Here is a 26286-nt window from a genome sequence, read left to right as displayed (position 1 = left end):
CATCAAACGGACGCTGACCACCAAGCTCACATTGCTGATTCTCACCCTGCTATTGATCTTGCTTTCTGTTATGAGCGGCCTCTATTTAATCATTTTAGAAAATTCGTTAAAAACACAAATTCAAGCCAGAGCGCTCGATATGGCGAAAACACTCGCCCAGATGCCTTCCGTCCAGGAAGCCTTTGAAACGGACGATCCGTCCCGAATCCTTCAGCCAATTGCAGAAAACGCGAGAAAGCAGTCCGGTGCGCAATACATCGTGATCGGCTCGGCGGATGCGATTCGCTATGCTCATCCGGACCCGGGAAAAATCGGCAAACCGATGGTCGGCGGAGACAATCAGCGCGCTCTTGAAAAAGGAGAAGCATACATTTCGGAAGCCGTCGGCACGCTTGGCCCGGCCATCAGGGGCAAAGCCCCAATCCTTAATGAAAACGGTAAAATCGTCGGAATCATCTCAGTCGGTTTTTTAAAAGAAAATATTCAGGATATCGTCTCTCAATATCAGACAAAATTCATATTTTTATTGGGATTTGTCGTGCTGATGGGAGTTTTGGGAGCCGTCTATATTTCCCGCAATGTCAAAAAGTCCATTTTCGGTCTTGAACCTTATGAAATTAATCAATTATATACTGAAAAACAGGCAATTACAGAATCTGTGCACGAGGCCTTGATCGCCATCAACAAACATGAAGAAATCACGCTCTTGAATAGAAAAGCGTGTGAGCTCCTTCGCGTTGAAAGCGAAGAACAATGGCTCGGCAAACCGATTTCCGAGCTTCTTCCGGATACGCTGCTCCCCGAAGTGCTGAAAACGAAAACGGCGCAAAAAGATCAGGAATTAACGATCGGAAACGAAGAATTAATCGTCAACAGAGTGCCGATTTTCGAAAACGAAAAAATCCGCGGAGCCGTCGCAAGCTTCAGGAGAAAGACGGACATTGACGAACTCTCCAAAAAGCTGGCGCAAACTTCCCAATACGCGGAAGGTCTGAGAGCCCAGACCCACGAATATTCAAACAAGCTGAACACAATCGCGGGACTGATCCAGCTGGAAAGCTATTCTGAAGCGCTCGAATTAATCCAAAAAGAGAACAAAAGCCATCAGGAAATGCTGCGATTTCTCATCCATTCGATTCCTGATCCGCTTCTTTCCGGGTTGCTGCTGGGAAAGGTCAACCGTGCCAAAGAGCTGCACATCAACCTGGAAATCGATGAAAGCTCAAAATTGGATGCCTTGCCGGACGAAATGGACAAAGGGAAATTCATTACGATTTTAGGAAATTTGATTGAGAATGCCTTTGACGCCGTGTCCCACAAAAAAGACCGCAGCATCCTTGTCTTTTTGTCAGACGGAGGAGATCACATCTTAATTGAAGTTGAAGACTCGGGAGACGGTATTCCCGAGGGGGAACAGGAGCGGATCTTTCAAAAGTTTTATTCGACAAAAGCGGCGAATCACCGCGGTCTCGGCCTCTTTTTAGTCAAAGAAGCCGTCAATGCGTTAAATGGACAAATCAAAGCGGATAAAAGCGACCTTGGCGGAGCATTGTTTACTGTCGTGATACCAAAATAGAGAAACGCTGGGGGACTGACCTATGAAAGCATTACAAGTGTTTATCGTGGAGGATGACATCAGGAACGCTGACATCCATCAAAAACTGATCAGCAAAATTGAAGGATTTTCTGTCATTGGAATCGCAGAAAATTTTCAAGATGCAAAGGATTTGCTTCCTGACGTGAAGCCCGACCTTGTCCTGCTCGACATTTTTCTGCCGGACGGCTCAGGGATGGAGCTTCTCTGGCTGATCAGACAAAAGCTCAGACATACAGATGTGATGATGATTACGGCGGCGAAAGAAGTTGAGTATGTCGAGCAGGCGATTCGCGCGGGAGCCGTCGATTATTTGATCAAGCCGATTATGTTTTCCAGACTGAAAGAAACGCTGTTAAACTATCGGTCCTACCGGCTCAAGGTAAATGAAATGTCTTCAATCGATCAGACAGACGTTGACAGCTTGATGGCAAAAAGGCGAAGCATCATGAAAGAAAAACAAACCGCTGAAGCCGATTATCCGAAAGGAATCGACGGTCTGACGCTGAAAAAAGTAGCCGGCGTTTTAAACAAAAGCGAAAACAGTGATGGCATCACCGCCGAAAATCTCGGGCGCACCATCGGTGTCAGCCGGACGACCGCAAGACGCTATTTAGAATTTTTAGCTGCCGAAAAACATGTGAAAACAGAACTTTTCTATGGAACCGTCGGACGTCCCGAACGGCGCTACAAGCCTGTGAAAAATGAAAGTCCGGAAACATAGCGTTCCGGACATCAAAAGCCTAGCCTTCCAAATCGATCGATTTTTTATTTCTGTTCTTCATTGCCCGGGAAATCGGCGGCACGATGAGCGACAAAAGAGCTGTTATCAATAAACCGATTGTGACGGGACTTTCAAAAAACACGGACAGGCTTCCTGATGACAGCGTCATCGCTTGTCTAAATGATTCTTCCATCAAACTTCCGAGAATAAAAGCCAAAATAAACGGAGCCGCTGGAAAAGACAGCACTCTCATAAAATATCCGAGGATTCCGAAGAACACAAGAATATAAAGGTGCACGACATTAAATGTCACGGCATAGACGCCGATCAGGCAGAAAACAAATATGAGCGAAATCAACAGCTGCTTTGGAATCAGAAGAATTTTTGACAAGAAAGGAATTAACGGCAAATTTAAAATCAGCAGAAATAAATTGCCGATATACATGCTTGCGATCACGCCCCAGAACACGTCGGGATGATCTGTCAGCATGAGGGGCCCCGGCTGAACGCCGACGACCAAAAGGGCGCCGAGCAGGACGGCCGTTGTCCCTGACCCGGGAATCCCGAGTGTCAGAAGGGGTACGAATGCGCCGCTCGTTGCCGCATTGTTTGAAGTCTCAGGTGCTGCGACCCCTTTAATATTTCCCTTTCCAAACGTTTCAGGATGTTTTGAGATTCTTTTCTCCGTAATATAAGAAATAAATGATGCAATTGTCGCCCCTGCACCGGGCAGGATGCCGAGCAAAAATCCGATGACCGAATGCCTTGCAATCGGTCCCGAAATCTCTTTCATTTCGCTTTTCGTCAGCTTCAGGCTGCCGACCTGAGACGCTCCCTCCGTCATCGGCTTGTTCCGCGTCTTGATTAAGAACGCAACTTCAGCAAGTGCAAACAAACCGAGAGCCACAATCAGAAAATCGATGCCTTCGAGAAGGCTTGCCGCACCGAATGTAAACCGTTCGGTCCCCGTCTGCGGATCAATCCCGATGGTAGCGGTCATAAAGCCCAATGTCGTAGAAATCAGCGCCTTGACTGTCGATCCTTCGGAAAGGCTCGAAATTGCCACCAGGCCGAGCATCATCAATGCAAAATATTCTGTCGGTCCAAATGTCACCGCAATGTTTGCCATTGCCGGCGCGACGAGCATCAGCGCAACTACGGTGATCGTTCCGCCTGCGAAAGAGCAGATGGCAGCGATGGCGAGGGCTTTCCCCGCTTTTCCCTGCTTTGCCATCGGATAGCCGTCAAACGATGTCGCGACAGTGCCCGCTACTCCGGGTGCATTTAACAGAATCGATGACGTCGAACCGCCAAAAACCGCTCCGTAATAGACACCCGCCATCAAAATTAACGCGGAGGCCGGGTCCATTCCATAACTTAGTGGGATCATAATGGCAATCGCGGTGATCGGTCCGAGCCCGGGCAGCATCCCGATAACCGTCCCGATCAGCACCCCGATAAAAGCGAACATGATATTTTGCGGAGTCAGCGCCACCTGAAACCCGTATAATATACTATCTAACATGCACTTCCCTCCTTATGTTCGATTAAAAAGGCATAACCCCCTGCGGAAGCATGATGTTGAGCACATAATTGAATGAAAAATAAATTGTGCTGCTGAAAATCAGTGAAACGATCGCAGCCGTTTTCCAATTCCGATATCCCAACACCGCGGGCAAAACGACCAGCAGCAATACCGTAGAAAGCAAAAATCCGATGAATTCTAAAACCGAAATGTAGATCAACAGAGAAACAACACAGAGCATCATGACCTTGACGTCTTTTTTCTTCAGCTGAAACAGCTTTTTCACCGTTGTATCCTTTTGATCTTTTTCAAAAAACAGAAATATTCCCAAAATGAGAAGCAATATGCCTAAACTTTTCGGCAGCACGTCCGCATCGATCACCGCGTACGGATAGCTGTCTAAATTAAAGCTGAGCGCCAGGTAAATGGCTGCCACAGCCAAAATGATGACAGAAACGGCCCGGTTTGTGATTCTCATGGTTTACACCAGCCTTTCTCGATTTCAGCTTGCCGGTCGCCGGCTGTGCCGGGCAAAGCTTTTAAGGCTTTCCCGTACCGGCAACCGTGCGGAGACCATTTTATTTGCCACCCAATCCGATATCATCAAGAAGCGCTTCCATTTCTTTATATTGAGCGTCAAGATAGTCTTTGAATTCTTGATGGCCCATAAAGTTATCCGTCCATCCATAGCTGTCCCGAATCGATTTCCAGCTGTCTTTTTCCATCATCTCTTTGATTTTTTCTTCATAGTATTTTACGGCGGACTCGCTCATTCCCGGAGGTCCCATAAATCCTCTCCAGACCGTAAATTCATCATCGATTCCCTGCTCTTTTAAGGTCGGAAAATCTTTGACGGTATCTCCTTTCATGCGCTCGGGAGCGGTGATGGCCAGCACTCTGACTTTTCCGGCGCGCGCCTGTTCGGCCGCTTCACCGACACCCGTCGAGTAGACATCGGCTTTTTTACCGAGCAGCATGCTCATCCCGGCGCCGTCTTGCGCCGTAATGTATTTCAGCTCTTTCGCATCAACGCCAGCCTTTTGAACAGCGCTGACAAATTGCATGTGGTCCATGCTTCCCGGAGAAGACGTCCCTACAATAGAAGCTTTTTTCGGATCTTTTTTCAGCGCATCCACAAGGTCTGTCATCGACTGATAAGGCGAATCTTTATGAACGACAAACGCTCCGTAGTCGGCAATCACGCTTGCGATCGGCGTAAAATCATTGTGGCCGTACTGGGATTGTCCGTTTAAAGGCACGAACAAAATCGGCGGAGATGTAACAAACAACGTATGGTTATCACCTTTTTTGCGGTGGACATACGACCATCCCGACGCTCCCCCGCCGCCCGGTTTATTGACGACAGCCATCTTTTTAATCAATTTTTCTTCACCCATAATTTTCGAGATCGTTCTGGCCGTTGTATCCCATCCCCCGCCGGCTCCGGCAGGCGCAACGACCTCAATTGCTTTCGAAGGTTTAAAGTCTTTTTCGTTCGCGGCTTTATTTGAAGCCGTGTTTCCGCCGCATCCTCCCAAAATCAGCGCAAACACAAGTAAAATTGCAAAGCCGTAACATCTACCCCTCTTTGTCATGTCGTGCTCCCCCTTAATTGTAATCGCTTTCATTATAGCTCCTCCGACTTTTCGTGCACAGTTTAACTGCATAATATTCTTTTTGTTCATAAAGTTCACAAAAAATCTTCCTCAAATAGAGATGTAATTTTTGTTAAAGGATATTTACGGGATCAACTTCTGGCGAATGAAAAACCCCTCTCCGCAGAGAAGGGTCAGTCTTTCAATTTGATATTACATTCTTTAAGGAAGGTACATCGCAAATTTGCCGTTTGCCACCAGGCTGTTCAGCATGTAAAGGCATGATCCGTAATAATCTTCTGGAATATAGGCGCTGTTAAACGCATTGGCAAATCCCGTCCTTAATGATGCATCGCTTGCTGCACTCGCGCCGCCCGCATTGGCGGCGATCAGGCCAACCGGGCTTCCTTTTTTGACGGCCGTCCCATTCAGCGTATATTCATGGGCGGTTCTCCCGTGGTTTTCCCGTTTCATAAACGTCAAGAACTTGTTAACCGCTTTTTGCTCGCTGGCGCGATATGCGTTATCTGCCGAGGACCAAAGTGTATAATCCATAGCGATATGGGACACCGTCCGCCAAGCATCATAGCTGAAATTTCGGTCTGTTTCCGTTGAGGAATGAGCCGCATCGCATACGCCGTCAAAGCCGGCTTCATCGGGAAACAGGCCTGTCGCGGCATTGGTGACGGTTGATCCGTTATTTAAAACGCTTTTAAACGTCGTTTAGTATGTTCGAGATTTGTTTGCTGCGTCTTTCCAAAAATACTGCTGGCTGCTTCTGGCGCTTTTAGCGAATAACTCGAAAAAAGCAGGAACGTGGTAGGATGGGTCCGTCCAATTGACATAAGGGCCGAATCGAACCATCGCATAGCGCTGATCCTTGCTGTTTTTTATAAACACTCGCGATTCCTTACCGGCGTTGGCGTATTCTCCGTCACCGGCCAAAGCGTCAAGCATGTCTTGAGCCCGCGCTTTGTAATCATACGGGTATTTTTTATCTCCCCAGCGGCCGGACGCCATCATGAGCGCTGCCGCAAACCAGACCTCGCCGTCAGATGCAACATTCTGATCAATGGTTTGCACGTCAGAGCCGTTCGTTTTCATATGCCAGCTATGATAGCCGTACAAACTGTCGTTTCTGTCAGAATGGCGCATATATTTACGGACGAAATCCCACAGCTTTTGGAACTTATACTCATCATTCATTTGCAGCGTAATCATCATCCCGTAACTCATACCCTCTGTTTTGACGCTGTAGTAGCCATTGCCCAGGTTATCATCCGTCGTCGAAGCGATGTATGCTGAACCGTCCTTCATATAATGAAACAGCGATCCGCCTTTACCATCGCCTTTCGCATCAAAGTATTTTTTATAGGCCTGATTCAAATTGTTTTTGCCCGTTGTTCCGAGAATATCCGGAGTCTTGGAATGTACGGCTGCCATGGCTGTTTGAGAATAAGCGGCACAAAAACATGTTAAACCAATAAAGACAGCCATGATCCATGTTAAACTTTTTCGCATCAAATCGTTCTCACCTTTCAAAATTTGTCATAACACCAATCCATCTTGATCAATGAAACTGGAAGTGTATAGATCAGATTGACCTATTCGGTTTAGGGCGGAAATGATCGTTTTCTTTGAAAGTGGAGAGCCGTTTGAAAGATGTAAAATGGGAGGAGGGAAGTTGTGGAAAATTTAAAGCTAATGAAGACACTTCGTATCATTGTTCCAGAAAGTTAAAGCCGGCTTCAAAAGAAACCGGCTTTTTTATGCGAAGTGCTTTTTTATTGTATGAAGAGCATGATCCGCTGCAATTAGTGTTCCATACTCTTTCAGCATATGAATCGTCGTCTTTGATTCTGAGGCATACTCCAGTAGAATGCTCAGCTGGTTTTCCACCTCTTCATCAGGCAGTTCACTGAAATCCACGAATAAATAATAGCGGTTCTCGTGAGAATATAATGTCGTTTGGCAGCCGCTGATAGACATTTTTGACAGTGAGATTAAATCCTCAAAATCGTCAAACTTTAAAACAAACTGCAGTTTCTGCTCTTCTGCCTGCTCTTCTTTTTGAAAGTCGTCAAGCAAAGCATCAAGGCTTTCTTCTGCTACATGCTGTTTTTTATCTTCAGGAATCGGCAGTTCCAGCTTTTGTCCGTCTTTGGACAGCTGAGCTCTTGTCACAATGATTTCCAATCCCTTATCAAGGGCCTGCACTTGAATCCAAAGGGGGCCTTCAACGGCAAACTCTTCTTCTTCGTGCACTTCGTCCATCATTTCCCAAAAAAGCTCTTCACTGCGTTCTCGATTGTACCAAATTTCTTCTCTGTCAAACCCGCGGTCTTCGATATCACCGTAGGAAATATAAAACTTAACCGTGTGTTCGTTTATTCTTTCGATTTCCATTTGCCAACCTTCCCTTCTTTGTAAGATGTTGAAGGGATAACTAAGCTCCCAATTAATTGTACTTTACTACACTTTACCCATTACGTCCACTTCTTAACCTTACCCATGATCAATCTTTATTTTCTATTTTATGATAAAAAAGGCGGAAAAGAAATAAAAACGCCTCCAAGGTCAAGCTAACATATTTTCCGGCCTGCTTCATATATTAGTTGTACAAGCAGCAGCTGTAGATGCGGGCGCCTTTTCAGGCAAGCCCCGATGCAAAGGCAAAGCGAGGTGCCAGTGGATGGAACACGATATACTGATGTCGTTCCTTGTGATCATCGGAATCGATCTCATACTTGGCGGCGATAACGCTGTTGTGATTGCAATGGCAAGCCGTCATTTGCCTCCCCGGCAAAGACAAAAAGCGATCATCATCGGCACATTGATCGCCATCATGATGAGAATCGCGCTAACAATGGCAGCAGTGTACCTGCTCGCGGTTCCTTATCTGCAATTTATCGGAGGAATCTTCCTGTTGTACTTAGGATATCAGCTTCTGATTGAGAAAAAAGATGCCCAGCATGTCAAAGGCGGGACATCTTTATTTAAGGCGATCCGCATCATCGTGATTGCCGATTTGTTCATGTCGCTTGATAATGTGATTGCGGTCGCTGGAGCTTCGCACGGACGCCTGATGCTAGTCGTTGTCGGCCTGATGGTCTCCGTTCCGGTCATCATTTGGGGCAGCAGGCTGATTCAAGCGGCTCTTGCCAAATTTCCGCTCTTCATATACGCGGGAAGCGGACTGCTCGCTTATACTGGCGGCGAAATGATCGTCAGGGAGCGGGAGTTGTCTTCCTTTATGGCGCAGCACAGCACCCTCGAAATGCTGCTGCCCGTCCTGACGGTGATTTTTGTGATTTTAGCCAGTATTTATTATGAACAGACGAGTGAAAAGCATTAAAAAAAGAAGGCTGAAAAATTCAGCCTTCTCAGCGTGCCGACAAACCTTCGCATTCGTTGTCAGGGCCTGCGCGTCGGTGCTCACGAATAGAATAAGGTTCAGCGGCTAACCACTCAGGCGTCCTGCCTGAACGCCGCCGTCATCACATCCTGTGAAAGTCTGCTCCGATGCTCGGCCATCCTAGACTGCAAAGGTTTTCGGATCACGCTGAATCAAAAGTTGACAAAATCGTTTAAATTTTGTCTACAACTAAAAGAAGGCTGAAAAATTCAGCCTTCTTTTAGTTTGCGAGACGCTGCGCTTCGCGAAGCTGGAATGTGCGCACTTTGCGCGGCAGGAAGCGGCGGATTTCGTCTTCGTTGTATCCAACCTGCAGGCGCTTTTCGTCAATGATGATCGGACGGCGCAAAAGGCCCGGATGTTCATTGATGAGCTGGTACAGCTCTTGAAGCGGCATTGTTTCAAGGTTGACGTTCAGTTTTTGGAACACTTTGGAACGGGTTGAAATAATTTCGTCTGTTCCGTCTTCCGTCATTCGTAAAATCTCTTTTATTTCATCAATTGATAAAGGCTCTGAAAAAATATTTCTTTCCGTAAACGGAATATCATGTTCTTCTAACCATGCGCGCGCCTTTCTGCAAGACGTGCAGCTTGGGGATGTATATAATGTAACCATATTGCTTCACTCCTTAAAAAGTAGAATGAAATTAGCGTATTCTTAAATTGAAATAAATCTAAAAAAGTAATCTTTATTGAGTATTATACTATAAAAAAGTAAGTGTGAACAGTCTGTAACAGAAATTTTTTGACAATCCAGCGACTTTTGCTTTTTTATGCCATCTGTTATTCTCATTTAGCTCAATTCATCGAAAATGTTCTTCTGTTTATGATCGTCAACAATCGTCAGGACGTCATCCACATCTTCATAAGATTCTCCATACCACTTCTCATCTTTGTATGTATGGATTTTTTCGTACGTTTCTTTCATCGCGTCAAACACTTCTTTCTCCGTGTTTGATTTTGGAGACCAATACAAAATCTCCATTTTGTTCACTTTGCCGGTTGCGAGTGACCGGCGGCGGTAACCAATCGACTCAGCGTGTTTAAAGTTTTCCTTTTGATAAAATTTAAGACGTTTCGCCGTATCGGCATCATCTTCATCCACGGGCTCGACTTCGAGGAGGATCGGTTTGTTTTTCTTTTTCAGCTTCTCAATCAGCTTGGAACCAAGTCCCTGTCCTCGCGCGTCTTTAGAAACGAATAAATAGTCGATGAAAATAAAAGAGTCGAATTCGGCGTACATCAACACATGATGGCGGCCTTCTTCTTTATGGTAAATATCGTTTTGTTCCTTTAACAATGCTTCCATGTGCTCTTTTGATTTCATTTCTTCAATCGGGAAATACTCGCTAAGCTTCTCATACCAATTCATTGATTTGCTCCTTATGGATGTTCTAATTTCACACTTTAGATATACCCGCTTTCTTTTTAGTTTAAACAAAATCTTTTTTAGAAAGGAGCTTCAGTGAAGCTGAGCATGTTACCTACATATACTAAGACGGTTGTCTCCCGCGAAGGTTTCAAATTTTTTCTCAAAAAATGGCCGGCGGTTGTTCGGCATAAAAAAAGACAGCCTTGTGCCGGCTGTCTTCCTGCTTCGTTTATTTGGATTGATAGGCTTTAAATTCTTCCTCTGTGCACATAACGAAATGGCCGGGCTTTACTTCGCGGAGCTCCATCTGTTCGTCGCCTTTCAGCTGATGGACACTTGGATCATATGTCTTCCGCACGCGCGTGCGCTCATAATCCGGATCAGGCAGCGGAATGGCGGAAAGCAATGATTGTGTATACGGATGAAGCGGATTTTCATACAGTTCATCTGCCGGCGCCAATTCAACAAGCTTCCCGAAATACATGACGCCGATCCTGTCGCTGATGTATTTGACCATCGACAGATCGTGAGCGATGAAAAGGTATGTAAGCCCTCTTTCCTTTTGCAAATCCTTCATTAAATTGACGACTTGCGCTTGAATGGACACGTCCAGAGCGGAGATCGGTTCATCGGCAATGATGAATTCCGGCTCGACCGCAAGCGCCCTTGCGATTCCGATCCGCTGGCGCTGTCCGCCGGAAAATTCGTGCGGATAGCGGTTCGCGTGCTCTTTATTTAAGCCGACGAGTTTGAGGAGTTCATGAACGCGCTCAAGCCGCTCTTTTTTCGTTTTGGCCAAACCGTGGATATCAATTCCTTCTGCGATGATGTCGGCAACCGTCATCCGCGGATTCAAGGAAGCATACGGGTCCTGAAAAATCATCTGCATCTTCCGGTTGAATTCGAGAAGGTCCTTGGCAGACTTTTTGTCGTGGACATTCTTTCCCTTAAACAAGACTTCTCCGGAAGTCGCTTGATACAAACGAATGATCGAACGGCCGGTCGTCGACTTTCCGCAGCCGGATTCACCGACAAGACCGAGCGTTTCCCCTTTGTAAATGTCAAAAGAGATTCCGTCAACAGCTTTCACAATCCCTTTCGGCGTTGAAAAGTGCTGTTTTAAATTCTTGATTTCGAGCAGTTTTTCTGCCACATCATTCACCTTCTTTCACTTGAACCGGTTTTTCATACTGATTTTTAAACTCCTTCATCTTGCTTTGGACAGCCGCCGGCGGCTCGACTTTTGGAGCGTCCGGGTGCAAAAGCCATGACTTCACGTAGTGTGTATCAGATATTTTAAACATCGGCGGTTCTTGTTCAAAATCGATTTTCATTGCGTACGGGCTTCTTAATGCAAAGGCATCGCCCTTCGGCGGATTGGTCAAATCAGGCGGAGATCCCGGTATCGCCATTAATTCTTCATCACCGTCGTTGTCAAGGCTCGGCATTGATGCCAACAGCCCCCATGTATACGGATGCTTCGGATTGTAGAAAATCTCGTCGACCGTACCGATCTCCACAATCTGTCCCGCGTACATGACGGCGACTCTGTCTGCGACATTCGCGACAACGCCGAGATCGTGCGTAATAAAAATGATGGATGTCTCGATCTTTTTCTGCAATTCTTTCATCAGCTCTAAAATCTGCGCCTGAATCGTCACATCAAGAGCTGTCGTCGGTTCGTCCGCGATTAAAAGCTTTGGATTGGCCGCAAGCGCCATCGCGATGACGACGCGCTGCCGCATCCCGCCGCTGAATTCGTGCGGATACTGGTTGACGCGGCGTTCAGGCATCGGAATTCCGACCAGGCTGAGAAGCTCTACCGCCCGCTTATTGGCCTCTTCTTTTGAGATCTTTTCATGCTTAAACAGCACTTCTGTGATTTGACGGCCGACTTTCATCGTCGGGTTCAAGGAAGTCATCGGATCCTGAAAGATCATGCCGATCTCTTTTCCCCTGATTGACTGCATTTCTTTTTCCTTTTTCGGAACCAGGTCTTGTCCGTCAAATAAAATTTGTCCGTTTTTGAAATAGCCCGGCGGCATCGGAATCAGTTTCATAATCGCCTGCGAAGTGACGCTTTTGCCTGATCCGGATTCTCCAACAATTGCAAGCGTCTCTCCTTTGTCGACATGAAAGTTGACGCCGCGGATCGCCTGTACTTCTCCGGCGTATGTTTTAAAAGAAATGGCTAAATCTTTCACTTCAAGTAAGTGTTTCATCTTTCTCACTCCTTTATTTACGCAGCTTCGGATCTAAAGCGTCGCGCAGTCCGTCGCCGATAACGTTGAATGCAAACATGGTCAGACAGATAAAAGTAGCCGGGAAGAACAGGCGCCACGGGTAATACTCCAATCCCTGCACACCGTCTGTTGCCATCGTTCCCCAGCTTGCAAGCGGCTGCGGAACCCCGAGGCCGAGGTAGCTTAAAAACGCTTCATAGAAAATAGCCGTAGGCACGGTTAATGTCATGGTTACCAAGATCGGGCTCATGATGTTGGGCAGCAAGTGCTTTCTGATGATGCGCGAGTTTTTCGCTCCCAAAGTTCTTGAGGCGAGCACAAACTCCTGATTTTTGAGCTGGAGTACTTGTCCACGGACGATTCTCGCCATGTTGATCCATCCCGTAATAACCATCGCCACGATCATCGTGATCAAGCCTTTTCCCATGACTACGAGCAGCAGGATCGTCATTAATAAGGAAGGAATCGCCCATAAAATATCTGCAATTCTCATCATAATTTCGTCAGTACGTCCGCCTCTGATGCCGGATATCGCACCCCATATCACACCGATCAAAACGTCGATCAGCGCGGCAGCCAGTCCGATTGTCAGCGAGATGCGCGCGCCGACCCATGTACGGACGAATACGTCCCTTCCAAGGTCATCTGTTCCAAACCAGTGCTCACCGCTCGGCGGCTGGTTCGCATTCGTTAAATCAGTTTCTTCATATTGAAAGCTTGAGAATACCGGCGCGAAGATAGCCATCAGAGCGATCAGGATCAGAACCACCAGTCCAAACAGCGCCAGCTTGTTTTCTTTAAATCTCAAGAATACGTCTGTCCAAAAAGAAAGGTTTTTCTTTGAGATCTTTTCGGCTTCGCTATGGTCAACAGCTGCAGGTTCAAACATGTCTTTTGGTATTTGCTGCATCCTCTTACTCCCCTTTCTTAGCGCCAAACAGTTTAATGCGCGGATCAATTAAGCCGTATAAAAGATCGACGATCAAGACACAAAGCAGCAAGATTGCCCCGAAGAAGACGGTAACACCCATGATCACCGTGTAGTCTCGGTTCGTAATGCTGGTGACAAAGTGCATGCCGAGTCCTGGTATACCGAAGACTTTTTCGACGACAAACGTTCCTGTCAAAATGGACGCCGCCATTGGCCCCATATATGTAACAACCGGCATGATGGCATTTCGTATCGCATGCTTAAACGTAACGGCTGGTGTGCTCAAACCTTTTGCACGCGCCGTGCGGATATAGTCGCTGCTCAGCACTTCAAGCATGCTCGAACGCGTCAAACGGGCGATAAACGCCATCGGCATCGAGGAAACAGCGATTGCAGGAAGGACAGTGTGTCCCCATGACTCCCATTGTGCGACAGGGAACACGCCCAGCTTCATTGCCAGCACGTATTGGAGAAGTGCGGCCATGATGAAGTTCGGCACTGAGATCCCGACAACCGCAATGATCATCGCTGTGTAGTCCTGCCACTTGTTTCGCTTCAGCGCGGCGATCACGCCGAACAAAACGCCGAAAGCGAGCGCAAGGCAAATCGCTTCCAATCCGAGTGTAAAAGAAATCGGAAAACCTGAGCTGATCAAGTCGTTCACAGTTTGTCCCTTATATTTAAATGACGGCCCGAAATCCCACTTTGCTACCGATACTAAATAATCGAGATATTGTTTAAAAAGAGGCTGGTCTAAACCATAGTAGGAATTGAGACTGGCTTCAATTGCAGGGGGAAGTTTCCTCTCGCCTGAAAAGGGTCCGCCCGGTATCGCTCTCATCAGGAAGAAGGTAGCTGTGACGATAACCCAGAGAGAAATTAACATATAAACAAGACGACGGCCTAAAAATTTAATCAATTTTACACACCTCCGAATATTCAGTCTATTAACTTCTTTTCATAAATAAAAGTATATGGGGGGAAAGTCTAAGCCCCATATACTTTCATGCAATTTTATTCAAAATACGCGGTTTTGAAATAGATCTCACCAGTACCGGTTAGAACAAAGTCTTTTAAGCTTTCATCATGAAGATACGGCATTGTGTAGAAGTAGATCGGTGCGACCGGCAGTTCATCCATGATGATGCTTTCTGCTTCTTTCATCAGCTCGATACGTTTCGCTGAATCAGTTTCTCTCGATGCTTTATTCAGCAGCTCTTTATACTTTGCGTTTTCCCAGTTCGTATCATTGTTTCCGCCTTCTTTGTCGCGGTATGTTTCAAGGAAGTTCATTCCGTCGTTAAAGTCGGCGGTCCAGCCTAAACGGCCGATTTGATAGTTTCCGGCATGGAGCTTATCGATGTAAACGTTCCATTCTTCATTGCCTAATTCCACATCTACACCCAGTTCCTTGTTCCACATTTCCTGAACGGCTTGAGCGATTTTTTGGTGCGCTTCATCCGTGTTGAAGGAAAGTGTGATTTTCGGAAGGTCTGACGCTTTTTTCAAACCGAGCTCTTTCAAGCCTTTTTCCAAGTATTCTTTCGCCTTATCGACATCATGGTCTTTGAAATAGCCTTTATTTGACTCAAAGCCGTGGACTGCCGGCGGCACTAATCCCATCGCAGGCAGCTGTTCCGCTTGCGTGATATTTTTAACGATCGCTTCGCGGTTGATCGCGTATGTCAGCGCCTTGCGGATGTTGACATTGTTCAGCGGAGCCGCTTCAGTGTTGAATTTGTACAGGTAAACCGATGCGAACGGATCAATGTTCAGGCCTTCTTTTTTCAGGCTTGGAATCGCATCCGTTGAAATCTGGTCAAGCGGCTGTCCTACAAAGTCAAGCTCGCCTTTTTTGTACATGTTCAGACCCGTGTTCGGATCGTTGACCATCGCCATATTGATTTTCTTCAGCTTAACAGCGTCTTTATCCCAGTACTGGTCGTTTTTCTCCAGTACGATGTTTCCGCCGTGCTTCCATTTCGCCATTTTGAAAGGTCCGTTAGATACGTAGTTCTCGTCTGCGTTTGTGTACCATTTCGCATTCTTCTCTGCTACCTTTTTATTGACTGGCATATATGTGTAGAATGCTGTCAGTTCAGTAAAATACGGTGTCGGTTTTTCAAGCTCGACTTTTAAATTCTTATCATTAACAGCTTTAACGCCGACATCTTCAATTTTCCCTTTGCCGGTGTTCGCTGCTTCCCCGCCTTTTAAGTAGTAAAGCTGATACGCATATTGCGATTCGTTTTTAGGGTCGAGCGCCCATTTCCATGCGTATTCAAAATCCCCTGCTGTTACAGGATCTCCATTTGACCATTTCGCGTCGCGGAGTGTGAATGTGTATGTTTTTTGGTCGTCGCTGACTTCGATTTTTTCGGCTGCCGCTTCAACCGGCTTTCCGTCTTTGCCGATTGTCGTCAATCCTTCAAAAGTCTGACGAAGCACGTTTGCAGACACCGAATCGTTTGCGAGTCCCGGATGTAGTGAAAACGGTTCTGTTTTAATGTTGACATTTAATGTGTCTTTCCCTTTGCTGTCTTTTTTACCGCCGTCACCGGAGCTTGAGCCGAAGCCGCAGGCGCTGAGGACGAGTGTGAAAATGAGCATTAAACTGATAAATGACAAACGCTTCTTCAAAGAGAAACCCCCCCAATTTCTTGTTTTTTTAGTTCCTTACTCCTGAACATTCAGATTTATCATAAAAAAGTAATAGGCCCACTTGCCATACTTTTTCCTCTGTTTCGTCTTTTCTGAATATTTGTTATGTAAGAAACCTGTAACACCGAGGTGAACAAATTCATTATAATTAATAGAATAATTTATTGCAATATTAATTTTCAATTATTTTTTTATTCAAACTATTTATGATTGTCAGGTTTTCTGCCAAATGTACAAATACACTTCTCTGTTTTAAAGCGTAACCACATTAAAAGGAAAGTTTATGTTTTACAGGTTAAAACGTTTTACACGTATAACATTAACCATTCTTTATATCGAACCGGACGATGCTGCGCCAACTTTATTCAGCCCGGTATTCGTTTTCTTTTCCCCGAGGCTGTCGACTTTCATTTAAAATTTATATATAATAAAATTATGAATAACATGCGATGAAGAAGAAGAGTACACATTTCTCCCCATTTAAAGAGAGTCCGCGGTGCTGGGAGCGGATAATGGCGAATGTGGAATGGGCTTCGGAGCAGCTGACCGAACACGGATAAGTAGGCTCAGCCGGAGAAGACTCCGTTACAAACGTCTAGAGCGATTTCATTTTGACCATAATGAAATAATCAGGGTGGTACCACGGTTCATTCGTCCCTTTTCTTTTAAGGGAAGAATGGGCCTTTTTATTTTGAAATGGAAAGAGGGATTCACATGAAAAAAACGATTTTTTCCGGTATCCAGCCGAGCGGCTCTGTCACCCTCGGTAACTATATCGGAGCGATGAAGCAGTTTGTCGACTTGCAGGATGACTACAACTGTTACTTCTGCATCGTCGATCAGCACGCGATCACAGTCCCGCAGGACCGGCTCGCGCTGAGAAAGAACATCCGGAACCTTGCCGCGCTGTATTTGGCGATCGGCCTCGATCCAAAAAAAGCGACGCTGTTTATCCAATCGGAAGTGCCTGCGCACGCTCAGGCGGGATGGATGCTTCAGTGCGTCGCCTACATCGGCGAGCTTGAGCGGATGACGCAGTACAAAGATAAATCAGCCGGAAAAGAAGCTGTCGTCTCCGGGCTTTTGACATATCCTCCATTAATGGCGGCGGACATTCTGCTTTACGGAACAGACGTCGTCCCTGTCGGAGAAGATCAGAAGCAGCATCTTGAATTAACCCGGAACTTGGCGGAGCGTTTCAATAAGAAATACAATGACATTTTCACAGTTCCGGAGGTTAAAATACCGAAGGTCGGCGCCCGCATTATGTCGCTTGCCGACCCGCTCAAAAAGATGAGCAAATCCGATCCGAACCAAAAAGCGTTCATCACCCTGCTCGACGAACCAAAACAGCTTGAGAAAAAAATCAAAAGCGCTGTCACGGATTCCGACGGAATCGTCAAATATGATAAAGAAAACAAGCCCGGCGTATCCAACCTTCTAACGATCTATTCGATTCTCGGACAAGTCTCAATCGAAGAGCTTGAAGCAAAATACGAAGGCAAAGGCTACGGTGAATTTAAATCAGACCTTGCTGAAGTCGTCATCGGCGCACTGAAGCCGATTCAAGACCGTTACCACGAATTGATCGAATCTGAAGAGCTGGACCGGATTTTGGACGAAGGCGCCGAACGCGCAAATCAAACAGCAAACAAAATGCTGAAAAAAATGGAAAACGCGATGGGGCTCGGCCGAAAAAGACGCTGATCCAAAAACACCTTCTGATTGTACGATAATCGGAAGGTGTTTTTCATAGAGAACAGCCGCAGCTCCGCATTCACTTGCCTCCGGATCACGATACTCCTATAATAAATGATTCAAAACACATGTCTCCAGTCCTTCATTGACCGCTTTGTCAGAAAGACAGCTCACATTTTTTATTTTTTAATATAGAATTTTCGCTTTTGCAAATAAAAAGACCGCCGCACTTCCGGCAGTCTTGATTCTTAATTTAGTTGACTTTAGACTCATTCTCAATTTCCCAAAGCTTTTCAAAAAACGGCTGTCCTTTAATCAAATTTTCACAAAAGTCCCTGTGTTTGTCTGACCATCCGTCGATCGTCTCATTGAAAAGCATGTCCCAAATTTCTTCAAATGTCATGCGCTTGATCTGTTCATACATATACGGATTCCATTCGGTGTACCAATAGGCGATCTCGGCCCGGTTTTGGAGCCCTTTGAGCTGATCGAGCGCCATGAACAGCAGCTGTTTGAGCTGGCGTTCTTTTCTCGTTAATCCTCTGACATGCTCCGGTGATAAGGATAAAATGTGGTATTCTTTGGAAGATTGCAGCTTCTCTGGTGCAAACTCGTAAGTTTCCGCTTCAACGTCCTTCACCATTTCATAAACGAGCTGCTCCTGTCTCGGGATGAGGCGGCTTTTTCTTACAGGTATTGTGTAACCGGCCGTATCGACCGCGAGAATACCTATGCCGTCCGTTACGACGAAACAATGATCAAGCTGTGTCCGCTCATGATTTTTGCGAATATACGCTTTTTGATGAACCTCGTTCAATAATTCGGCCGGAAGCTCTGACAAATCATTTTCTATGTAGTGAAACAAAACAGACGACACCCTTAACAAAGGCACCTGGTCAAGCAATTCAACACTGTCTTCCTTCCGCCATTCATGAAAGTGGCAGACGTTGTAGCCATTTTCTTCTCCCTCAAACCAATTCACCCACACATCATGAAGAAACAACATTTCTAACCCCTCACTTTTAATAAAAACTGTTGTCCACAGTATAGGCAAGGGGGAAGGAATTTATTCCAAGCGGATGAGATTATGGCAATCGCCATCAAAAAAAAGCCAAGGGCGGCAATCCCTTAGCTTTTTATTTCATATTCTTCGGATCAAGCGCATCGCGGAGTCCAGACAATGGGCAAAATCATGATGACTGAATGAAGCAATTCACACATTATTTATTCAACACGTTTGTAAAAAAGCTGTATTCTTTAGCGTTTATTTTTTCTGATGAAGGAATTGATCTTAAAGAAGACTGAAACACCCAATAAACAGATACAAACAGCATTGCAATTCCTCCTATAAAGAAAACCTTATCGCTGCCGATCAATGACGCGGTAAACCCTCCAAGCAAAGATCCAAAAGGAGCTGCTATGCTTGTCAAACTTGCGATAAAAGAAAAAACTCTCCCTATAAACTCTTCCGGCAGTATGCTTTGCAAAATGGACATGAAAATGACGTTTGTCACGCCGATGGATATTTGAGACAAACCAAATAAAATAATCGATATGTATGAAGAGGTGGCGACCGCCGAAATACTCCATAAAACCCCTGAAATGAAAAATCCGTATATCGTAAGTGATCCTATCGCGAATCGACCAAACACTGTTGCTAATATTGAACCTAACAGTAAACCGCATGACATGGAAGCCAAATAATATCCATAGTATTCTTCTCCTCCTCTAATCGAAGAGAAGCTTGGCAAAATCACAATCGTCGCACTAAGCATGAAGTTAGAAATCATCGAGCCCAAGAGGATTTTTGGAATGAGGGAATGACGAATGAGTGTAAATCCCTCTTTTATATCCGTTGTATAATTGTGTATGACTTTTTTGAAGTGGAATCGGGGCTTATGTTCTATCTCATTTTTTTGTTCTAATTTTACGCACTTAAAAAACAGCGCCGCTAACAAAAAAGTGAAAGAATCAACTAAGTATATGCTTATAGCTCCTGCCGAAGCAATCACAATACCTGCAATACCAGTAAATATAATATCTGTACCTTGATATGAAAATGACATAAGTGAGTTTGCTTTAACCAGATCTTGACTTTTGATTATTTTAGGCAGTGCGGCAGATTGCGCAGGATAAGTAAATTGCTCAATGAATACGATAAGTGGCATAATCATCATGATGATCCAAATGTTCAAATATCCAATGAAATAAAAAAGCGGAATAATCAACACCAAAATAGCTTGGATAAGTTGACTCCAAACCAAAACTTTATTTAATCTGACTTTATCAACAATCGGACCTGTTAAAAACTGCAAAACAGTCGGGAACATCGTTAAAAAACCAGCTAATCCGGAATAAAATGTACTTTTTGATAAATCAAACACAAGCCACATTGCCGCAACTGTATACATACTGTCCCCAATATTGGTTACCAAACGCCCCAATATCAAGAATAAAAAGTTTTTATTTTTCAATACGCTTAACATCGTTAAAACCTCTATTCATTTAACAAAGCGATTTATTTTTTTGCTACGGCTCCCATTTCTTCATTTAACAGTTCCAAAAGATCTTCAGGAGTTGGAAGACCTGCTTCTGTTTGAACAAAGTGAGATACCAAAGATTTACGAATGATGATTACCTTTGGTACCTCATTTATGAAAGTGTTCTTTATCGACTAACAGGAAACATTCGTTCAATGTCCACCACATAGATTCATTGAAAGCTAAATTTATGAACCTTCCATTTTGTTAAAATATTGCCCCTAAAATACGCTGCACAGATCATTTAATATTCTTCGGATCAAGCGCATCGCGGAGTCCGTCGCCTAAGAAGTTAAAGCACAGCACAGTGAACAGGATCATCAGGCCCGGGAACAGCGGATACCACCACGCCTGGATCATGATCGTAAAGTTCTGAGCATCCTGAAGCATATTGCCCCAGCTTGCCATCGGCGGCTGAACCCCGAATCCAAGATAGCTTAATGCCGATTCCGCAAGGATCACGGTACCGACGGAAAGCGTCGCGGCAACGATAATCGGCCCCATCGCATTCGGAAGAATATGAGAAAAAATGATTTTGTAATTTCTTGTGCCGATCGTTTTCGCCGCCAAGACGAACTCCCTCGACCTCAAGGACAAAAACTCGCTCCGGACGAGGCGCGCCGTCGTCGTCCATCTCGTCAAGGCGAATATTAAAATCAGTTTATCTATGCCCGGCTGGAAGATGGTGACCAGCGTGATCAACAGAAAGATGTCGGGTATGGATAATACAATATCCACCAGCCTCATCATAATGGCATCGATTATTCCGCCAAAGTAGCCGGCGATTGCGCCGACCACCGTACCTATCGTAATCGATCCAAGTACAGAGGCAAAGCCTACAAGTAAAGAAACCCGAGCCCCATAAAGTAAACGGCTGAAAATATCTCGGCCAAACTTGTCTGTTCCCATTAAATGTTCACCACTTGGCGGTTTTAGCTTATTCAACAGGTTTTGCTGTTCTGGCGGGTATGGAGCGATCACCGGAGCAAAAATCGCTGATAGGACAATAATAGATAATAAAACTCCTCCAATTACCGCCAGCTTGTTTTTATAAAACTTTTCAAAAAAGATTTTTGTCATTGTCTCGGGCTTTGGTGCGACATTTTCCTGCAATGTGATCTCCGGCGAAGGTGTCGATGGATTTGGCTGTGTCATGAATCAATTCCCTCCTTCATTAATACTCAATCCGCGGATCGACCATTGCATAAAGAATATCCGCAACTAAATTTCCAATGACAACAAGTGTGGCTGAAATAACCGTCATTGCCATAATGACAGGATAGTCCCTCTGGAAAGCAGAGTCGACAAACAGCTTTCCAAGTCCTGGCCAACTGAAAATCTGTTCAGTAACGACAGCTCCGCCGATGAAAGAAGGAATCATCAGACCAAAGATCGTAATAACCGGAAGCAAACCATTTCGAAGCCCATGCTTGTACACGACACGATTTTCTTTAAAACCCTTTGCCCTCGCCGTCCGCATGTAGTCTTGCCTGAGCACATCAAGCATGCTCGATCTCGTGTAGCGGGTGAGTCCCGCCATATCTGCGGTCGCCAGGACAAATGCAGGCAAAATTAAATGATGAATACGATCCCATAAACTAAAATCAGCATTCAGAGTCATAACGCCTCCGGTTGGAAACCATCCTAAATTGACAGCAAGAAACATGATTAGAATCAGTCCAAGCCAAAAATTTGGGACGGCAAGACCGATAAATGATGTGAATGTGATGCCATAATCCAATTTAGAATATGGCCGCCTAGCTGAAAGCACTCCAAGCGGGATCGATATGAGGAGAGCCAAAATGGTTGAAACGAGCATTAACAATAACGTATTCGGCAATCTCGCCATAATCAAATCGGTCACTGGCGTTCCTTTTCTGACGATTGAAGTACCGAAGTCGCCTTGAACCATATTTCCGAGCCACTTTAAATATTGAACAGGTTCAGGTTCATCCAACCCGTATTTTTCAATGAATTTTTCGCGGTCTCCCGCGCTGATGGTCGGATCCATCATCAATGCCATTGGATCTCCCGGCGCTGCTTTCATAATCGCAAATGACAAAATCGTAATGCCAAATAATATTGGAATCGACATGAGCGTCCTTCGAATGATATATGTAATCATTTTTTATCCCCTTTTTTAAAAGTCATTCAGAATGAAGGGAAGGAAGCTGCAAGCTACACTTCCCTCAAGGGATTCTCGTTATTTTTGATCCAGCCACCAGTCTTCGGCTTTATAGAAATCTTCTTTCGGATGGAATACGTAACCTTTCATATTTTTTGGCATCGCTCTATGGTAATTCGTATAATACAAGAATGTATACGGCTGATCTTCCGCCAGAATTTCGTAAATATCTTCATACGCCTTTTTATATTCTTCACGGTCCTTCAACGTTTTAGCTTCATCCAGAAGTTTATCAAGCTTTTTATTTTGATACCAAACATAGTTTAGTCCTTTTTCAGCTTCTTTCGAATGGAAAATGTTGCTCTGATCAGGGAACGTAGCAAGGCTCCAGCCCATGATCATCGCATCAAAATCCCAATTCGGCGGGTTCATTTGTTCAATTAAAGCACTCCATTCAACAATTTGCGGTTTTGCTTGAATACCAATTTCTTTTAATTGCTGCTGAACAACAACCGCGAGGTCTTCACGTGTTTTGTTTCCTTGGTTCGTTTTAATAACGAAAGAAAACTTTTTGCCGTCCTTATCTAAAATCCCATCACCATCTGAGTCTGTCCATCCGGCTTCTTTGAGCAGTTTTTTTGCTTTCTCTGGATCGTATTCAAACGTTTTAAACTTATCTTTGTTATCCGGATAGTTCCATGAAAGCGGGCTTTCCGGGATGTTTGCGATTTCCCCATCTCCATCAAGAACTTGGTCAACGAGCGCCTGACGGTCAAGCGCATGTGTTAATGCTTGGCGAACCTTTTTATCTTTAAACAGCTCATTTCTTTCGTTCCAGCCGATATACGTATAATTCAGACCTAAATCGGTTTCCATCTTCACATTGTTAAATTTCTCGGCCGTTTTATAGTCTGGTCCTGGCGTAACGACCAAGTAATCGACATCTCCAGCTTGAAGCTGTGACAGCGCTGCATTTGAATCCGGGATAATTTTATACGTGATCGAATCTAAGTGAGGACGTCCGGCATAATAATCATCAAAAGCCTCAACCTTGACATATTGTCCTTCTTTCCATTCTTTAAATTTAAACGGTCCCGTTCCAACCGGATTCTTTCGATTAAATTCGTGTTCGCCAAGCTCGCTGATCGGTACATCTTTTAAAATGTGCTTAGGCAGAATACCGTAACTGGAAAGTGTAACATTGTAAAAATACGGATCCGGCTTCTTTAATTTAAACTGTACTTCATATTTACCTTTTTTCGTGACGGACTCTATCATTTTAAAGTTCGAGCCGCGTTCTCCGACGTAGTCATCACTCATCGGAATGCTGTAAGTAAATACGACATCATCAGCTGTCATTTCTTCACCGTCATGAAACTTGACGCCTTCTTTGAGCTTAACATCAAATGTCAACCCATCCTCCGATTCTTTCACTTCATCAGCAAGCCGGTTCTCCACTTCAAGTTTCTCATTAACGTCTAACAAAGTGCTGTAGATCAGTCTTTCAATATCTGAACTTGCTGTATCAGTTGAATACAGTGAATTAAACAGCGTCGGTTCACCTGTGGATCCAGCAATCAGATCTCCGCCCTGCTGCGGCTTCCCGTCAGATTTGCCTTCTTTTTCGTCCCCTCCGACTTCGCCGCTGTTGCAGGCCGTTAGAAAAATCGATAAGATCAGCAGCAAGCTTAAAATTGAAAATCCTGTTTTGCGTTTATTCATTTTATGAATTCCCCCTTATTAAACTGTTGTCCTTCTTTCCACCCGATTGACCCCCGTTTTTTAAAGAAGACATTCCCCCTCTCAAGGATTTAATATGTGACGGCCTCCCCCTTTATTCGTAAAGGTGGCACGCCGCGAAATGGTTTATTTTCACTTCCTTGAAAGCGGGTTCGGCTTCCGCGCAAATCGCTTTTGCAGCCGGACACCTCGTATGAAAGACACAGCCTTTCGGAGGGTTGGCGGGGCTCGGCAGCTCGCCCTTTAAAACGATTCGCTCCCGCTTTGTCCCGCCTTTCTTCCTAGTGACGGGAACGGCGGACAGAAGCGCCTGCGTGTATGGATGAAGCGGGTTGTCGTACAGCTCATGCTTGTCTGTCAGCTCCATCATTTTGCCGAGATACATGACGCCGACCCTGTCGCTGATGTGGCGGACGACGCTCAAATCATGGGAAATGAACAAATATGTCAGATTGAATTCTTCCTGAAGCTCTTCCATCAGGTTGATCACTTGAGCCTGGATCGACACGTCCAATGCGGATACCGGTTCATCGGCGATAATAAGCTCCGGATTTAAAGCGAGCGCCCGTGCGATTCCGATCCGCTGGCGCTGCCCTCCGGAAAATTCGTGGGGATAGCGGTTCGCAAACGACGGATGCAACCCGACCTTTGCCAAAAGCTCTTCGGCTTTTTCGTTACGTTCTTTGAAATTGTACATATGATGCGTGTGGAAGGGTTCTTTGATGATGGAACGCAGCGTTTTTCTCGGGTTCAGTGAGGCAAACGGATCTTGGAAAACCATCTGGATGTTTTTGCGGACGCTCTTTCTCAATGCTTCTTCCGACAAACTTGAAATGTCGCGGCCTTTGTAAAAGATCTGTCCTGCCGTCGGTTTATAAAGGCGGATCATCGTCCGTCCGGCGGTCGACTTTCCGCAGCCCGATTCACCGACAATGCCGAGAGTTTCGCCGCGTTTAAGCGAAAAGCTGATGCCGTCAACCGCTTTGACATCGCCGATTTTTTTCTGAAATATCCCTGAGCGGATCGGAAAGTACTTTTTGACATCTTTCAGCTCCAGAAGGGATTCTTGCGGGTTCATTTCCTGTCCGGGCTGTAATCGTTCAGCTGATGAAGTCATCCCTTATTCTCCCTCCTCATATAAAAAACATCTGACAGACCGGCCGTCCGGACGCGTCTTCAAGCCCGGCTGCGCTCCCCAGCATTTGTCGACCGCGCTCGGACACCTCGGAGCAAACCGGCAGCCGGCCGGAAGGTTGTCAGGCGTCGGCACATTTCCTTTAATGGCTGTTAATTTTTCAATGGAGCCTTCAATAACAGGGATGGAGTTTAACAGTCCTTTTGTGTAGGGATGCAGGGGTTCGTCGAATAGTTCATCTACTGTGGCATTTTCAACAACTTGTCCGCAATACATGACGATCACGCGGTCCGCAATTTCAGACACAACGCCGAGATCGTGGGTAATGAGAAGTATGGAGGTATCGAATTTGTCGCATAGGTCTTTCATCAGTTCCAGCACTTGGGCTTGAATGGTGACGTCAAGCGCTGTTGTCGGTTCATCCGCGATGAGCAGCTTCGGATTGCAGCTTAAAGCAATGGCGATCATCACCCTCTGCCTCATGCCGCCCGACAGGCGGTGCGGATATTCTTTCATCAGCTCGCCTGCCCTCGAAAAGCCGACAAGCTTTAATAATTCTACCGCTTTTTTGACGGCTTCTTTTTTCGATAGCTTTTTATGATAGATCAGCACCTCTGTGATTTGTTCGCCGATCGTCAAAACCGGATTGAGCGAGGTCATCGGCTCCTGAAAAATCATCGAGATTTCATTTCCACGGATCTTGCATAAATCTTGTTCTTTGTATGTAACGAGATCCCGTCCTTCGAGCTTGATGGAACCGTTTATGATCTTTCCGCCCGAGCCCTCGACGAGTCCCATGATTGACAGAGACGTGATGCTTTTACCGGATCCCGATTCACCGACCAGCGCCACGGTTTCCCCTTTTTTAATTGAAAAATCAACGCCGTCCACTGCGGGTATCGGCTGCTTTTTTCTGAAAAAATAAGTTTTTAAATCATTGACTTCCAGCAATGCGCTCATCCAGATTCCCCTTCCATAGACCAGAAGT

General features: G+C 45.4%; 24 protein-coding genes, 1 pseudogene and 1 other annotated feature. Of the genes and pseudogenes, 4 read left to right on the top strand and 21 right to left on the bottom strand.

Translation table 11 applies throughout. The features are described 5' to 3' along the window. The first annotated feature begins 31 nt into the window (after positions 1-31). Positions 32-1576, top strand: a complete 1545-nt coding sequence (locus MST20_RS01770) for an ATP-binding protein (protein ID WP_481747877.1) — start codon at positions 32-34, stop codon at positions 1574-1576. Between the two features lie 22 nt (positions 1577-1598). After that, a complete protein-coding gene (locus tag MST20_RS01765; protein WP_020450941.1) occupies positions 1599-2318 on the top strand; it encodes a response regulator in 720 nt (239 codons plus the stop codon). A 19-nt stretch (positions 2319-2337) separates the two neighbouring features. Here MST20_RS01765 and MST20_RS01760 read toward each other — a convergent pair whose 3' ends face one another. The 7 genes and pseudogenes from MST20_RS01760 to MST20_RS01730 form a co-directional block, all read right to left on the bottom strand. Continuing rightward, positions 2338-3843 carry a tripartite tricarboxylate transporter permease gene (locus tag MST20_RS01760; RefSeq protein ID WP_243939689.1) on the bottom strand — a complete coding sequence of 502 codons (1506 nt, stop codon included), beginning with the start codon at positions 3841-3843 and terminating at the stop codon, positions 2338-2340. A 22-nt stretch (positions 3844-3865) separates the two neighbouring features. Beyond that, a complete protein-coding gene (locus MST20_RS01755; protein ID WP_243939687.1) occupies positions 3866-4321 on the bottom strand; it encodes a tripartite tricarboxylate transporter TctB family protein in 456 nt (151 codons plus the stop codon). A 100-nt stretch (positions 4322-4421) separates the two neighbouring features. Continuing rightward, positions 4422-5471 carry a tripartite tricarboxylate transporter substrate binding protein gene (locus MST20_RS01750; protein ID WP_243939685.1) on the bottom strand — a complete coding sequence of 350 codons (1050 nt, stop codon included), beginning with the start codon at positions 5469-5471 and terminating at the stop codon, positions 4422-4424. A gap of 189 nt (positions 5472-5660) precedes the next feature. Further along, a complete protein-coding gene (locus MST20_RS01745; RefSeq protein ID WP_243939680.1) occupies positions 5661-5993 on the bottom strand; it encodes a hypothetical protein in 333 nt (110 codons plus the stop codon). A 168-nt stretch (positions 5994-6161) separates the two neighbouring features. Further along, the gene (locus MST20_RS01740) at positions 6162-6959 is read right to left on the bottom strand and encodes a glycosyl hydrolase family 8 (protein ID WP_243939678.1); all 798 of its coding nucleotides are present in this window, start codon (positions 6957-6959) and stop codon (positions 6162-6164) included. A 246-nt stretch (positions 6960-7205) separates the two neighbouring features. Further along, the gene (gene mecA / locus MST20_RS01735; RefSeq protein ID WP_003180627.1) at positions 7206-7844 is read right to left on the bottom strand and encodes an adaptor protein MecA; all 639 of its coding nucleotides are present in this window, start codon (positions 7842-7844) and stop codon (positions 7206-7208) included. After that, positions 7826-7951: pseudogene (locus MST20_RS01730) on the bottom strand (hypothetical protein). Before MST20_RS01730 ends, mecA begins: the two are co-directional and overlap by 19 nt. 179 nt (positions 7952-8130) lie before the next feature. On the opposite strand from MST20_RS01730, the gene MST20_RS01725 reads away from it, so the two are divergent. Further along, entirely contained in the window at positions 8131-8793 is a 663-nt protein-coding gene (locus MST20_RS01725) for a TerC family protein (RefSeq protein ID WP_075753414.1), read from the top strand. 280 nt (positions 8794-9073) lie between these two features. Here MST20_RS01725 and spxA read toward each other — a convergent pair whose 3' ends face one another. From spxA to MST20_RS01690, 7 genes are all read right to left on the bottom strand, one after another. Continuing rightward, positions 9074-9469: a transcriptional regulator SpxA gene (spxA, locus tag MST20_RS01720; protein WP_009328833.1), complete on the bottom strand. Its 396-nt coding sequence runs from the start codon at positions 9467-9469 to the stop codon at positions 9074-9076. A gap of 177 nt (positions 9470-9646) precedes the next feature. Beyond that, positions 9647-10225, bottom strand: a complete 579-nt coding sequence (locus MST20_RS01715; RefSeq protein ID WP_003180619.1) for a GNAT family N-acetyltransferase — start codon at positions 10223-10225, stop codon at positions 9647-9649. Positions 10226-10454: 229 nt separating this feature from the next. Beyond that, positions 10455-11378, bottom strand: coding sequence for an ABC transporter ATP-binding protein (locus tag MST20_RS01710; protein ID WP_026579902.1), 924 nt, complete (start codon positions 11376-11378; stop codon positions 10455-10457). A 1-nt stretch (position 11379) separates the two neighbouring features. Beyond that, entirely contained in the window at positions 11380-12447 is a 1068-nt protein-coding gene (locus MST20_RS01705; protein ID WP_279599783.1) for an ABC transporter ATP-binding protein, read from the bottom strand. A 13-nt stretch (positions 12448-12460) separates the two neighbouring features. After that, entirely contained in the window at positions 12461-13378 is a 918-nt protein-coding gene (locus tag MST20_RS01700; RefSeq protein ID WP_003180613.1) for an ABC transporter permease, read from the bottom strand. Between the two features lie 4 nt (positions 13379-13382). Beyond that, positions 13383-14318 (bottom strand): ABC transporter permease, encoded by a 936-nt coding sequence (locus tag MST20_RS01695; protein WP_243939656.1) that lies wholly within the window; start codon positions 14316-14318, stop codon positions 13383-13385. Between the two features lie 95 nt (positions 14319-14413). Further along, positions 14414-16039, bottom strand: a complete 1626-nt coding sequence (locus tag MST20_RS01690) for a peptide ABC transporter substrate-binding protein (RefSeq protein WP_243939654.1) — start codon at positions 16037-16039, stop codon at positions 14414-14416. Positions 16040-16500: 461 nt separating this feature from the next. Beyond that, positions 16501-16722 (top strand) — a binding site (T-box leader). Between the two features lie 52 nt (positions 16723-16774). Between MST20_RS01690 and trpS the strand changes: the two genes are divergently transcribed. Next, positions 16775-17767: a tryptophan--tRNA ligase gene (gene trpS / locus MST20_RS01685; RefSeq protein WP_023856651.1), complete on the top strand. Its 993-nt coding sequence runs from the start codon at positions 16775-16777 to the stop codon at positions 17765-17767. Between the two features lie 244 nt (positions 17768-18011). Here the strand turns inward: trpS and MST20_RS01680 are convergent, their stop codons facing one another. The 7 genes from MST20_RS01680 to MST20_RS01650 all read right to left on the bottom strand — a co-directional run bounded on the left by MST20_RS01680 (position 18012) and on the right by MST20_RS01650 (position 26258). Beyond that, entirely contained in the window at positions 18012-18764 is a 753-nt protein-coding gene (locus MST20_RS01680; protein ID WP_003180605.1) for a YjbA family protein, read from the bottom strand. A 214-nt stretch (positions 18765-18978) separates the two neighbouring features. Beyond that, positions 18979-20244 (bottom strand): MFS transporter, encoded by a 1266-nt coding sequence (locus MST20_RS01675; protein WP_075753430.1) that lies wholly within the window; start codon positions 20242-20244, stop codon positions 18979-18981. A gap of 294 nt (positions 20245-20538) precedes the next feature. Then, positions 20539-21453 carry an oligopeptide ABC transporter permease gene (gene opp4C / locus MST20_RS01670; RefSeq protein WP_243939652.1) on the bottom strand — a complete coding sequence of 305 codons (915 nt, stop codon included), beginning with the start codon at positions 21451-21453 and terminating at the stop codon, positions 20539-20541. Positions 21454-21472: 19 nt separating this feature from the next. After that, the gene (locus tag MST20_RS01665) at positions 21473-22423 is read right to left on the bottom strand and encodes an ABC transporter permease (protein WP_075753434.1); all 951 of its coding nucleotides are present in this window, start codon (positions 22421-22423) and stop codon (positions 21473-21475) included. Positions 22424-22501: 78 nt separating this feature from the next. Continuing rightward, on the bottom strand, positions 22502-24145 hold the full coding sequence (locus tag MST20_RS01660; protein ID WP_243939650.1) for a peptide-binding protein: 1644 nt from the start codon (positions 24143-24145) through the stop codon (positions 22502-22504). 112 nt (positions 24146-24257) lie between these two features. Then, positions 24258-25241, bottom strand: a complete 984-nt coding sequence (locus MST20_RS01655; RefSeq protein WP_243941120.1) for an ABC transporter ATP-binding protein — start codon at positions 25239-25241, stop codon at positions 24258-24260. A 42-nt stretch (positions 25242-25283) separates the two neighbouring features. Beyond that, complete coding sequence (locus tag MST20_RS01650) at positions 25284-26258, bottom strand: ABC transporter ATP-binding protein (RefSeq protein WP_243939648.1); 975 nt, start codon at positions 26256-26258, stop codon at positions 25284-25286. Positions 26259-26286: the final 28 nt, after the last annotated feature.

The sequence above is a fragment of the Bacillus sp. B19-2 genome, from assembly GCF_022832475.1.
Lineage (GTDB): Bacteria > Bacillota > Bacilli > Bacillales > Bacillaceae > Bacillus > Bacillus paralicheniformis.
Note: the sequence above shows the minus strand (reverse complement) of the source record. Positions and strands in the feature narration are given on the sequence as shown.

What these genes read in the sequence shown, in the direction of transcription:
- mecA (WP_003180627.1), bottom strand. Translation starts at nt 7,844, where the DNA reads ATGGAAATCGAAAGAATAAACGAACACACGGTTAAGTTTTATATTTCC.
- MST20_RS01765 (WP_020450941.1), top strand. Translation starts at nt 1,599, where the DNA reads ATGAAAGCATTACAAGTGTTTATCGTGGAGGATGACATCAGGAACGCT.
- MST20_RS01745 (WP_243939680.1), bottom strand. Translation starts at nt 5,993, where the DNA reads ATGGATTATACACTTTGGTCCTCGGCAGATAACGCATATCGCGCCAGC.
- opp4C (WP_243939652.1), bottom strand. Translation starts at nt 21,453, where the DNA reads ATGACACAGCCAAATCCATCGACACCTTCGCCGGAGATCACATTGCAG.
- MST20_RS01750 (WP_243939685.1), bottom strand. Translation starts at nt 5,471, where the DNA reads ATGAAAGCGATTACAATTAAGGGGGAGCACGACATGACAAAGAGGGGT.
- MST20_RS01650 (WP_243939648.1), bottom strand. Translation starts at nt 26,258, where the DNA reads ATGAGCGCATTGCTGGAAGTCAATGATTTAAAAACTTATTTTTTCAGA.
- MST20_RS01715 (WP_003180619.1), bottom strand. Translation starts at nt 10,225, where the DNA reads ATGAATTGGTATGAGAAGCTTAGCGAGTATTTCCCGATTGAAGAAATG.
- MST20_RS01760 (WP_243939689.1), bottom strand. Translation starts at nt 3,843, where the DNA reads ATGTTAGATAGTATATTATACGGGTTTCAGGTGGCGCTGACTCCGCAA.
- MST20_RS01725 (WP_075753414.1), top strand. Translation starts at nt 8,131, where the DNA reads ATGGAACACGATATACTGATGTCGTTCCTTGTGATCATCGGAATCGAT.
- MST20_RS01660 (WP_243939650.1), bottom strand. Translation starts at nt 24,145, where the DNA reads ATGAATAAACGCAAAACAGGATTTTCAATTTTAAGCTTGCTGCTGATC.
- MST20_RS01700 (WP_003180613.1), bottom strand. Translation starts at nt 13,378, where the DNA reads ATGCAGCAAATACCAAAAGACATGTTTGAACCTGCAGCTGTTGACCAT.
- trpS (WP_023856651.1), top strand. Translation starts at nt 16,775, where the DNA reads ATGAAAAAAACGATTTTTTCCGGTATCCAGCCGAGCGGCTCTGTCACC.
- MST20_RS01740 (WP_243939678.1), bottom strand. Translation starts at nt 6,959, where the DNA reads ATGCGAAAAAGTTTAACATGGATCATGGCTGTCTTTATTGGTTTAACA.
- MST20_RS01705 (WP_279599783.1), bottom strand. Translation starts at nt 12,447, where the DNA reads ATGAAACACTTACTTGAAGTGAAAGATTTAGCCATTTCTTTTAAAACA.
- MST20_RS01675 (WP_075753430.1), bottom strand. Translation starts at nt 20,244, where the DNA reads ATGTTAAGCGTATTGAAAAATAAAAACTTTTTATTCTTGATATTGGGG.
- MST20_RS01755 (WP_243939687.1), bottom strand. Translation starts at nt 4,321, where the DNA reads ATGAGAATCACAAACCGGGCCGTTTCTGTCATCATTTTGGCTGTGGCA.
- spxA (WP_009328833.1), bottom strand. Translation starts at nt 9,469, where the DNA reads ATGGTTACATTATATACATCCCCAAGCTGCACGTCTTGCAGAAAGGCG.
- MST20_RS01655 (WP_243941120.1), bottom strand. Translation starts at nt 25,241, where the DNA reads ATGAACCCGCAAGAATCCCTTCTGGAGCTGAAAGATGTCAAAAAGTAC.
- MST20_RS01680 (WP_003180605.1), bottom strand. Translation starts at nt 18,764, where the DNA reads ATGTTGTTTCTTCATGATGTGTGGGTGAATTGGTTTGAGGGAGAAGAA.
- MST20_RS01665 (WP_075753434.1), bottom strand. Translation starts at nt 22,423, where the DNA reads ATGATTACATATATCATTCGAAGGACGCTCATGTCGATTCCAATATTA.